Below are 11616 nucleotides of genomic sequence, written 5' to 3'. Positions count from 1 at the left end.
ACCTCGCTATTAAAAATTATGCCACGCGGGCCGCGGCGGCCGGGGCGGTTGCCTGGCGTTGACGCGCATCGGCGGCGGCATCCTCTACCGGAATATCCTCAAAGCCGAGGATCAGCGTCAGCACGAACGACAGCACCACCGCCAGCGCCATGACGCCAAACACCCATACGATAGTCATCGGATTGGCGGGATCGAAGAACTGTACGCTGGTGAACAGACCCGGTGCGGCCATTGAGTGGCTCGCCAGACCGGCGATACCGGCGACGGCGCCGCAGATAAAGCCGCTAATCAGGCTGGCGATTAACGGGCGTTTCAGGCGAACCGCCACCCCGTACAGCGCCGGTTCAGAGATACCGGCAAGAATCGCCGAAGCCGCTGCCGCCAGCGCGGTCTGGCGCAGCTCCGGGTTTTTTGTTTTCCATGCGACCGCCAGTGACGAGCCGCCGAGCGACAGGTTAGCGCCGATTTCTGACGGCATCACCATCCCTTCTTTGCCGGTTTCGGCGATGGTCTGAATGATGGTGGGGGTAAACACGCGGTGCATCCCGGTCATCACCAGCAGCGGCCACAGGGCGCCCATAATGGCGACAGACAGCCAGCCCAGATAGCCGTGAATGGTGTACACCAGCGCGGAGATAGCGCTACCGATCCAGATGCCAATCGGGCCGATCAGGACGATCGCCAGCGGGGCGGCAATCAGCACGATCAGCATGGGTTTCAGGAAGTTTTTGGTGACTGCCGGTGTGATCCGATCGACCCAGCGCTCGATATAAGACAGGCACCAGGTCATCACCAGCGCCGGTATCACGGTGTAGGTGTATTTCACCGCCGTCACCGGAATAAAAGCGAACTCAACGTGCTCGCCCTGAGCGGCCTTTGCCATCAACTCAATAAAGCTGGGATGCACCAGCACCCCGGCGATAGCAATTGCCAGCGACATATTGGTTTTGAATTTTACCGCCGCCGAGGCGGCGACCATCAGCGGCAGGAAGAAGAACGCGCCGTCGCCGATCGCGGTCAGAATGGTCAGCGTTGGCGCACCTTTCGACAGCACGCCGGTCATTTCGAGGATCATGGCCAGCAGTTTGACCATCGATCCACCGATAATCGCCGGGATCAGCGGAGACATGGTGCCGATCAGCGCGTCGAGTATTCCCGCGCCGACGCGCTTGAAGGTGAGTTTGGGCTTCCCGACCGGAACGGCTGGCTGAAGATCGCCGGGCAGCAGGCTGACCACTTCGCGGTAGGCCTGCGAGACGGTGTTGCCAATGATCACCTGGCACTGGCTGTCGGTACGTACCACGCCCATCACGCCGCTGATGCCTTTAAGCGTGGCGCTATCAACCTGCGAATCGTCTTTGAGCACGAAGCGCAGACGGGTCATGCAGTGCGTGACGGCGGCGATATTATCCACGCCGCCCAGCGCGTTCACCACGGATTGCGCCAGAGCCGCATAATTTTTAGCCATCGGAAAATCCTGTTTTATCAGTAGGGTACTTGTCGCGCATCGGCCGAGGATGGTCGGCGATGAAACGTTGTATAGGAAACCGGTTCCACATAATCATCTGGTGTTTATTTTGTTGCGGCAAGATCTAATTTTTGTTTTTAATTAATTCGTGAAACCGATCACATGAAAGCGTGAAGACCCCTTTTGCCGCGGTTTTGCCGTTGCTGAAAATCCTCAGACGGTGAAGTACACTGCTGACAGATCATTTCTTAAAGGAACAACGATGACGACGATGCTAGAGGTGGCACGACGGGCGGGCGTATCGAAAGCCACCGTATCGCGGGTGCTATCGGGCAACGGTTACGTCAGCCAGGAAACAAAAGATCGGGTGTTTCTGGCCATTGAAGAGAGCGGCTATCGGCCGAATCTGCTGGCGCGTAACCTGGCGACGAAAAAGACGCAGACGCTGGGGCTGGTGGTCACCAATACCCTTTATCACGGCGTGTACTTCAGTGAACTGTTGTACCACGCGGCAAGCATGACGGAAGATCAGGGGCGACGGCTGGTGCTGGCGGACGGCAAGCACAGCGCGGAGGAAGAGCGGGAGGCCATTCAGTATCTGCTCGACCTGCGCTGCGACGGCATTATTATTTATCCGCGTTTTTTAAGCGTCGACGAAATTGACGACATGATTGAGCAGCAGCCCCAGCCGGTGCTGGTGATTAACCGTCGGCTGCGGCGCAACAGCAGCCACTGTGTCTATTGCGATCAAAAAAATGCCAGCCAGATGGCGGTGGAGCGCTTAATCGCGCTGGGCCATCGCGATATTGCGTTTATTACCGGCTCGCTCGATTCGCCAACCGGCATTGAGCGCCTCTCGGGTTACAAAGACGCGTTGGCTCAGCACGGCATTGCGGTGCGTGACGCGCTGATTGTTGAAGGTAAATGGACGCCGGCCACCGGTGCCGCGGGCGTTGACACGCTGCTGACGCGGCAGGTGCCGTTTAGTGCGCTGGTGGCAAGTAACGATGATATGGCTGTGGGGGCAATCAAGCGCCTCCACGATCGCGATATCGCGGTGCCACAGCAGGTGTCGGTGATTGGCTTCGACGATATCACATTGGCACCCTATATGGTTCCGTCACTTTCAAGCGTACGTATTCCGGTGACGGAAATGATTAAAGAGACCATCCACCGGCTTATTTTTATGCTCGACGGCGGCGATTTTAAATACCAGCAAACCTTCCCCGGTGAACTGATCGCCCGTGACTCCATCGCGGCGGGTCCCCACCGCTAGCGTCGTCAGCTGTCATCGTCATTAGTGACGATGACAGCGAATCTTCACGGTTAATCTAAATAATATCCTTAAAAATCAACTTTGTAAAAGTTGGCTCGAATAATGCATCCTCCCGCGCAATCACTGTCATAGCTGGAGAAGTTGATGAACCGTTTCATCATCGCTGATGCGAGTAAATGTATTGGCTGTCGTACGTGCGAAGTCGCCTGCGTTGTTTCTCACCAGCAGGACCAGGACTGCGCCGCACTGACGCCACAGTCTTTCCTGCCCCGTATTCACGTTATCAAAGGCGTGGATGTATCGACCGCCACCGCCTGCCGTCAGTGCGAAGACGCGCCGTGCGCCAACGTCTGTCCGAACGGCGCTATCATTCGCGACAAAGGGTTTATTCACGTCATGCAGGAGCGCTGCATCGGCTGTAAAACCTGTGTGGTGGCCTGCCCGTACGGCGCCATGGAAGTGGTGGTGCGTCCGGTCGTTCGCGACAGCGGCGCGGGCCTGAAGGTACGCGCGGAAAAAGCGGAAGCCAATAAATGCGACCTCTGTTTCCATCGTGAAGCCGGCCCTGCCTGTATGGAAGCGTGCCCGACACACGCGCTGTTTTGCGTTGACCGCGACAAGCTGGAACAGCTGAGCGCGGAAAAACGCCGTCGCGCCGCGCTGGAAAGCGCCGCGTCTATCTCTCTTTAATCATCCTTAGATTTCTCTTTTAACAGGTCTGTTACTGATGAAAAAAATCACGAGCGTATGCCCTTATTGTGGCGCGGGTTGCAAACTGAAACTGGTTGTCGACAACGGTAAAATTATTCGTGCCGAAGCCGCCAACGGCCAAACCAACCAGAACGAGCTGTGCCTGAAAGGCTACTACGGCTGGGACTTCCTTAACGACACCCAGCTGCTGACGCCTCGCTTAACGCAGCCGATGATCCGCTATGAGAAGGGCGGCAAATTGACCCCCGTGAGCTGGGATGAAGCGATTCGTTACACCGCGAAGCGCCTTGGCGACATTAAAGCTGAATTCGGCCCGCGCGCCATTATGACTACCGGGTCATCGCGCGGTACCGGCAATGAAACCAACTATGTGATGCAAAAATTCGCCCGCGGCGTGCTGCATACCAATAACGTCGACTGCTGCGCCCGCGTGTGCCACGGCCCATCCGTCGCAGGTTTACAGGACGTACTGGGCAACGGCGCGATGAGTAACAGCATCGGCGATATTGAAAACTCCCGCTGCCTGCTGGTCTTTGGCTACAACTGCGCTGACTCGCACCCGATCGTGGCGCGTCGGGTTATTAAGGCCAAAGAGAAAGGGGCCAAAATTATCGTCTGCGATCCGCGCAAAATTGAAACCGCGCGCATTGCCGATCAGCACTTACAGATGCGTAACGGCAGCAACATGGCGCTGGTGAACGCGTTTGCCCACGTGCTGCTGGAAGAAGAGCTGTACGACAAAGAATACGTCGCCCGCTACACCACCGGGCTGGAAGAGATGCGTGAAGTGGTGAAAGACTACGCGCCGGAAGCGGTGGAATCGCTGACCGGCATTCCTGCTGCACAGGTACGTCAGGCGATGCGCACCTATGCGGCGGCACCGTCGGCGACCATTATGTGGGGGATGGGCGTGACCCAGTTTGGTCAGGCGGTTGACGTGGTGAAAGGGCTGGCAAGCCTGGCGCTGCTGACCGGCAACCTCGGGCGCGAAGCCGTTGGCGTGGGCCCGGTGCGTGGACAGAACAACGTACAGGGCGCCTGTGATATGGGCGTGCTGCCAAACCAGTTCCCCGGCTATCAGGATGTGGTTGACCCGCAGGTACGCGCGAAGTTCGCCAAGGCGTGGGGCATTGATGCCAGCGTAATGGATGACAAAGTCGGCGTACGCATTACCGAAGTCCCGCACCTGGCGCTCGAAGGGAAGGTCAAAGCCTACTACATCATGGGCGAAGATCCGCTGCAAACGGAGGCCGATCTGGGCCTGGTGCGCAAAGGGTTTGAGGCGCTCGATTTCGTGGTGGTGCAGGACATCTTTATGACCAAAACCGCCGAACAGGCGGACGTGCTGCTGCCAGCGACCTCCTGGGGCGAACACGGCGGCGTCTTTACCTGTGCTGACCGCGGCTTCCAGCGTTTCGAAAAAGCCATCGAACCGACCTATAACGTGAAGCGTGACTGGGACATTATCAGCCTGATCGCCACCGAAATGGGCTATCCGATGCACTATGACAATAACCAGCAGATTTGGGACGAAATGCGCGAGCTGTGCCCGCTGTTCTACGGTGTGACCTACGAAAAAATGGGTGACATGGGCCACGTGCAGTGGCCTTGCCCGACGCTGGACCATCCCGGTACGCCATACCTCTATGAAGGCAACGCGTTTGCCACGCCGGACGGTAAGGGCCATCTGTTTGCCGCGCCGTGGCGTGCGCCTGCGGAAAGCCCGGACGCCGAATTCCCGCTGGTGCTGTGTACGGTGCGTGAGGTGGGGCACTACTCTTGCCGCTCGATGACCGGTAACTGCGCAGCGCTGCAGTCGCTGGCCGATGAACCTGGCTTCGTGCAGATTAACCCGCAGGATGCCGCACTGCTGAACGTGCAGGACAAACAGCTGGTCTGGGTTTCTTCACGCCGTGGCAAAGTTATCACCCGCGCTAACGTCAGCGAACGTATCAACCAAGGCAGCGTATACATGACCTACCAATGGTGGATTGGCGCCTGCAACGAACTGACCCAGGACAATCTCGACCCGATTTCCAAAACGCCGGAAACCAAGTACTGCGCGGTAAAAGTGGAAGCGATTGAGGATCAGCACTGGGCCGAAAATCATGCGTTACAAAGCTATCAGTCGATGAAAATGCGTCTGAAAGCGGCGGTACACGGGTAAATCACTATGCGTGCAAACGGTGTGCAGATCCGCATTTGCGGAAAAGTACAGGGCGTGGGCTTCCGGCCCTTTGTGTGGCAGCTGGCGCAGCAGCGCGGCTGCCTGGGCGATGTCTGTAATGACGGCGCGGGCGTACTGCTGCGCCTGTACGGCGATGAAGTCGATTTTATCGCCGCGCTGTACCAGCACTGTCCGCCGCTTGCACGCATCGACAGTACCCAGGTCGAGCCCTTTGCGTGGCCGACCTTACCCAGCGAATTTACTATCCGTCAGAGCGGCGCGGGGGCGATGAGCACGCAAATCGTGCCGGATGCCGCAACCTGTCCAGCCTGTCTGGCGGAAATGAACGACCCGCAGCAGCGGCGCTACCGCTATCCGTTTATTAACTGCACCCACTGCGGGCCGCGCTTTACCATTATCAACGCCATGCCATATGACCGACCTTTCACGGTGATGGCGGCGTTTCCGCTTTGCCCGCAGTGCGCGGCGGAGTATCGCAACCCTTACGATCGGCGCTTTCACGCCCAGCCGGTGGCCTGCGCGGAATGCGGTCCTTGGCTGACGTGGCACAGCGGCGACCAGCGCGAGCAGAAAGAGGCCGCGCTGACCGCCGCCATCGCGCTGCTGAAGGCCGGCGGCATCGTGGCGGTAAAGGGCATTGGCGGTTTTCATCTGGCCTGTGATGCCACAAACGGCGAGGCCGTAGCCCGACTGCGCGAACGAAAACGTCGCCCGGCGAAACCGCTGGCGGTGATGCTAGCAAACGCCGATGCGCTGCCGATGGATGCCCGCTCGCTGCTGCAAACGCCCGCCGCGCCGATTGTGCTGGTCGATAAAGCCCGCGTGGCGCAGCTTTGCGAGGCCATTGCGCCAGCGCTTGCCGAGGTGGGTGTGATGCTGCCCGCCAACCCACTTCAGCACCTGCTGATACAGGGCGCGGATCGCCCGCTGGTGATGACCTCCGGCAATCTGAGCGGCAAACCACCGGCGCTGAGTAACGTGCAGGCGCTGGCGGATCTGGCGGACATTGCCGACGGTTTTCTGCTGCACAACCGCGATATCGTGCAGCGTATGGATGACTCCGTGGTGCGCCAGAGCGGCGAAATGCTGCGCCGTTCACGTGGCTTTGTGCCGGACGCGCTGCCGCTGCCGCCGGGCTTTCGCGACGTGCCGCCCATGCTGTGTCTTGGCGCAGACATGAAAAATACTTTCTGCCTGGTGCGCGGTGACCAGGCGGTGGTGAGCCAGCACTTTGGCGATCTGACCGACGACGGCGTAGAAAGCCAGTGGCGGCAGGCGCTGGGCCTGATGCAGGCCATCTATGATTTTACGCCGCAGGCGGTCGTGGCTGACGCGCATGATGGCTACCGCTCGTCACGCTGGGCCGAACACAGCCCGCTACCGGTACAGCGCGTGTTGCATCATCACGCGCATATTGCCGCCTGCCTGGCGGAGCACGACTGGCCGCTTGACGGCGGAGAAGTGATTGCGATGGCGCTCGATGGCATCGGCATGGGGGAAAACGGCGCGCTGTGGGGCGGCGAGTGCCTGTGCGTGAGCTACCGGGAATGCGAACATCTCGGCGGTCTGCCGCCGGTAGCGCTGCCGGGGGGCGATCTGGCGGCGAAGCAGCCGTGGCGTAACCTGCTGGCTCAATGCCTGGCGTTTGTGCCTGACTGGTTGTCTTTCAGCGAAACCCGGACTTTACAGCAACAAAACTGGCCGCTGCTGAAGCAGGCTATGGCGCGCGGGATCAATAGCCCGCAGGCCTCTTCCTGTGGCCGACTGTTTGACGCCGTGGCCTGCGCGCTGGGCTGTGCACCGCAGACGCTGAGCTATGAAGGCGAAGCAGCATGCCGGCTTGAAGCGCTGGCCGCGGTCTGTGACGGCATTCGCCACCCGGTCACGATGCCGGTACGCGAGCGCTATCTCGATCTTGCGTCGTTCTGGGAAACCTGGCTGCGCTGGCAGGCGACGCCTGCACAAAAAGCGTGGGCGTTTCACGACACGCTGGCGCAGGGCATCGCCGAGCTGATGCGCCATCACGCGCGGCAGGCAGGCGTCTCCACCCTGGCCTTCGGCGGCGGCGTGCTGCACAACGCGCTGCTGCGTGCGCGGCTGATGCACTATTTACACGATTTCACTTTGCTTTTTCCGAAGCGGTTACCCGCCGGGGACGGAGCAATTTCATACGGACAGGCCGTGATTGCGGCGGCTCGTCATCTGATTTAAAGGAGTAATTCATGTTGTGGAATGTTCTTCGTCAACAGCCGCGTGCGTCGCTGCTGGTGCTGGCTTTGGTGATGGCGAACTTACTGGCCTGGGGTTGGGCATGGCAAGCATTTGGTCATAACGGCGCGCTGATGGCCGCCAGCCTGCTGGCGTGGGGCTACGGTCTGCGCCATGCGGTCGATGCGGACCATATTGCGGCCATTGATAACGTCACCCGCAAAATGATGCAGCAGGGCAAACGTCCGTTTGGCGTCGGCGCCTGGTTCTCGCTGGGGCACTCCTCGATTGTGGTGTTAGCGTCAGTGGCGATTGCCGCGACGGCGACGGCCTTCCAGCATAAGATGGGCTGGTTCCACGACACCGGCAGCATTATTGGTACCGCCGTCTCCGCCGTGTTCCTGCTGGCGATGGCGCTGGTGAACCTGGTGATTTTGCGCGGCGTGTGGCGCAGCTTCCAGGCGCTGAAGAAAGGGGAATCGGTTTCCGCTGACGCACCGATCTCCGGTGGGTTGATGAACGCGCTATTCAGCCGTACCTTCCGGCTGATTGGCAAAAGCTGGCATATGTACCTGGTCGGCTTCCTGTTTGGCCTGGGCTTTGATACAGCGACCGAAATTGGCGTACTGGGTATCTCTGCCGCCAGCGCCTCCAGCGGGATGTCGATGTGGTCGATTATGGTATTCCCGGCACTGTTTGCCAGCGGTATGGCGCTGGTGGATACGCTGGATAATATTCTGATGGTCGGCGCCTATGGTTGGGCCTTCAATAAGCCGCAGCGTAAGCTTTACTACAATATGACCATTACCGGTGCTTCTGTGGTGGTGGCGCTGTTTATTGGCGGGCTGGAAGCGCTGGGGCTGATTATGGATAAGTTCAGGCTGACCGGCGGCCTGTGGAATGACGTTGCCGTGCTGAGCGATAACCTCGGTAATGCGGGGTTTGTGGTGATTGGGCTGTTCGCCCTGTGCTGGCTGGTGTCGATGGTGAACTATCGCTGGCGTAATTATGACGCGCTGGTGGTGCGGTAGGCCGGATAAGGCGTTTACGCCGCTATCCGGCAAGCTGCTCGTGCTTAGCTGGCGAGCAGCTTCAACAACCCAAACGCTTCCTTCATTCTCTCTTCACTGACCACGAACGCTCGTAATTTTTGGTCGGCATCGTAGCCCTGCGCCAGCATACCGTCGGCGCGGGTTTCGATCTGCCAGTTCAAATCCTGACGGCGGGTTTCACCGGCCAGATGCAGCGGCAGATCCGGCGTTTTCACCTTCACCAACATGTTTGGCAGCTTCAGCTCCCCGGACTGACCGAGCAGGTTTTTCGCCAGGCACATGGCGCTCATTAAAATCGGCTGCAGGAATGGCATTACCGCCCCGTTAATCTCGGCGCAGTCGCCCAGCGCGTAGATATCCGGATTGCTGGTGCGCAGCGTACCGTCGACCTTCACGCCGCGGTTAATCTCCAGACCCGCCATGCGGGCCAGCGCCGTTTCCGGGCGCAGGCCGGCGGCGGCCACAACGGCATCGACTTCAATGTGGCGATCGCGATCGAAGCGGGCACGAATGCCGGTGGCGGTTTGTTCCAGCGACTGTAGCTGGGTTTTCAGCAGCAGATGGATCCCCATGTCGGTCAGGCGATGCTGCAGGCGGCTGCTGACTTCCGGCGGCATCAGCGACGCCAGAATGCTGGCCGAGCTGTCGACGACGGTAACGGCTTTACCGGCGCGGCAGAAATCCATCGCCAGCTCGCTGCCGATCAAACCGCCGCCAATAATCAGCACCCGTTGTGCATCGCGCAGGGTGCTCTGTGCGGCCCCGAACTCCTGCTGGCTGTTAAGGGTCAGCATCAGCTCTTTGCCCGGTACCGGCGGTACCATCGCCGAGGCGCCGGTGGCGAGGACCAGTTTATCGTACTGCCAGACCTGATTCTGGCTCTTCACCGTATGGGCCTCGGCATCAATTCCGCTCACCCAGGTCTGCGGAAACAGATTCAGGTTGTACTGCTCGGCAAACTCGCCGGCGGTTTGCAGCGTGAGGTCGGCGGCCGTTTGCCCCCGGCTGACCACGTGGCTCAGATCCGGTTTGTTGTACTCGTCGATGCTGTCGGCGGCGATGAGCGTCAGTCTGACGCTCGCATCCTGTTTACGGATGTTTTTCACCAGTTGGCGGGCGGCGAAGCCCGAGCCAACGATCACAATGCCATGAGTCATTTTGCCTCCGTTGCCAGTACGTCGAAGACGTCTTTGCCTAATGAACATTCCGGGCACAGGAAGTTATCCGGAACGTCGCTCCACGGGGTGCCAGGCTGGACGTCCTGATTCGGTTCGCCTTTGGCTGGGTCGTAGATCCACTGACACACGCTGCACTGCATGCTTGGGCCGAGGTCGGCAGCTGCTGCTGCGGCACAGGCGCACGCTTCTTTTGCGCTGGTGGAAGCGGCGGTCATTTCCGGCAGCGGACCCAGCGCCCATTGACGGGCGATTTCACGACCGTGCTGGCGGCACAGCTCCAGCGCATCCAGGTCCGGTCGCCATTTCGCCTTCAGGCTCAGCGACATCTCGAAACCGGCATCCTGCAAACGGGTGGACAGACGGTCGACCGCACCACCGCTCCAGCCGTGAGACCCAAAGGCGCTGGCGCGTTTGTTACGGAAGCGCAGACCGGTCATCTCTTCCACCAGGCCGGCAATTTTCGGCATCATCACGTTGTTCATGGTGGAGGTGCCGACCAGAACCCCTTTAGAACGGAAAACGTTGGTCAGAATTTCATTTTTATCACTGCGGGCGACGTTAAAGATTTTTACCGCCACGTTCGGGTCGACTTCGTTGATCCCTTGGGCAATCGCATCCGCCATCATGCGGGTGTTATTGGACATGGTGTCATAGAAGATGGTGATGCGGTCTTCCTGATAATCCGCCGCCCATTTCAGGTACAGCTCAACGATCTGCGTCGGGTTGTCGCGCCATACCACGCCGTGGGAGGTGGCAATCATATCGACCGGCAGGTTGAAGCCGAGGATCTCGGTGATTTTTGGCGTCACCAGACGGCTGAACGGCGTCAGGATATTGGCGTAGTAGCGCTGGCACTGTTCGAACAGCTCGGTCTGGTCAACTTCGTCGTTGAACAGGCGTTCGTCGCAGTAGTGCTGGCCGAAGGCGTCGTTACTGAACAGCACGGCGTCGCCGGTCATGTAGGTCATCATGCTGTCCGGCCAGTGCAGCATCGGGGTTTCGACGAAGATCAGCTGTTTACCGTTGCCGATGTCCAGGCTGTCACCGGTTTTGACCACGTTGAAGTTCCATTCCGGATGATGGTGGTGACCGTTGATGGAGTCAATGGCGTTGGCGGTGCAGTAAATGGGGGTGTCCGGGATTTGCGACATCAGCTCGGTCAGCGCACCGGCGTGGTCCTCTTCCGCGTGGTTAATAATGATGTAGTCGATATCGGCAAGGTCGATTTCGCTGCGCAGGTTCTGGACGAATTCACGGCTGAATTTATGGTCAACGGTATCGATCAGGACGTTTTTGCCTTCGCGAATCAGGTAGCTGTTGTAGCTGCTGCCGCGCAGCGTTTTGTATTCCGTCCCGTGGAAATCGCGCACTTCCCAGTCACGTTGGCCAACCCAATGAATGTTATTTTTAACCAGAATAGACATAGCAACCTCAATTAATTCAGCGTTTTTCAAAAAAGATGTATTGCTAATTGCAGGTTGCGTGCCAACTTTTTAATTCATTGATTTTTATGGTTTAATTTATTTATACCTCTT

Annotated in this window: 8 protein-coding genes; 5 read left to right on the top strand and 3 right to left on the bottom strand. The window is 58.9% G+C overall.

The features are described from left to right. Positions 1-16: 16 nt before the first annotated feature. Positions 17-1468, bottom strand: coding sequence for a PTS cellobiose/arbutin/salicin transporter subunit IIBC (gene ascF, locus H7R58_RS17675; RefSeq protein WP_106928276.1), 1452 nt, complete (start codon positions 1466-1468; stop codon positions 17-19). Positions 1469-1730: 262 nt separating this feature from the next. On the opposite strand from ascF, the gene H7R58_RS17670 reads away from it, so the two are divergent. The 5 genes from H7R58_RS17670 (at position 1731) to H7R58_RS17650 (ending at position 8882) form a co-directional block, all read left to right on the top strand. After that, positions 1731-2744, top strand: coding sequence for a LacI family DNA-binding transcriptional regulator (locus H7R58_RS17670; protein WP_106928277.1), 1014 nt, complete (start codon positions 1731-1733; stop codon positions 2742-2744). A 144-nt stretch (positions 2745-2888) separates the two neighbouring features. After that, positions 2889-3434, top strand: coding sequence for an electron transport protein HydN (gene hydN, locus H7R58_RS17665; RefSeq protein WP_106928279.1), 546 nt, complete (start codon positions 2889-2891; stop codon positions 3432-3434). A gap of 37 nt (positions 3435-3471) precedes the next feature. Next, a complete protein-coding gene (gene fdhF / locus H7R58_RS17660) occupies positions 3472-5622 on the top strand; it encodes a formate dehydrogenase subunit alpha (RefSeq protein WP_106928281.1) in 2151 nt (716 codons plus the stop codon). A 6-nt stretch (positions 5623-5628) separates the two neighbouring features. Continuing rightward, positions 5629-7854, top strand: a complete 2226-nt coding sequence (gene hypF, locus H7R58_RS17655; protein WP_182930137.1) for a carbamoyltransferase HypF — start codon at positions 5629-5631, stop codon at positions 7852-7854. An 11-nt stretch (positions 7855-7865) separates the two neighbouring features. Beyond that, positions 7866-8882 (top strand): HoxN/HupN/NixA family nickel/cobalt transporter, encoded by a 1017-nt coding sequence (locus tag H7R58_RS17650; RefSeq protein WP_182930138.1) that lies wholly within the window; start codon positions 7866-7868, stop codon positions 8880-8882. 44 nt (positions 8883-8926) lie between these two features. Here the strand turns inward: H7R58_RS17650 and norW are convergent, their stop codons facing one another. Then, entirely contained in the window at positions 8927-10060 is a 1134-nt protein-coding gene (norW, locus tag H7R58_RS17645; RefSeq protein ID WP_182930139.1) for an NADH:flavorubredoxin reductase NorW, read from the bottom strand. Further along, positions 10057-11505, bottom strand: coding sequence for an anaerobic nitric oxide reductase flavorubredoxin (norV, locus tag H7R58_RS17640; protein WP_106928289.1), 1449 nt, complete (start codon positions 11503-11505; stop codon positions 10057-10059). The genes norW and norV overlap by 4 nt, the downstream gene beginning before the upstream one ends. Between the last annotated feature and the right edge of the window lie 111 nt (positions 11506-11616).

It is taken from the genome of Klebsiella sp. WP4-W18-ESBL-05 (genome assembly GCF_014169075.1).
Taxonomy (GTDB): domain Bacteria; phylum Pseudomonadota; class Gammaproteobacteria; order Enterobacterales; family Enterobacteriaceae; genus Kluyvera; species Kluyvera ascorbata_B.
Note: the sequence above shows the minus strand (reverse complement) of the source record. Positions and strands in the feature narration are given on the sequence as shown.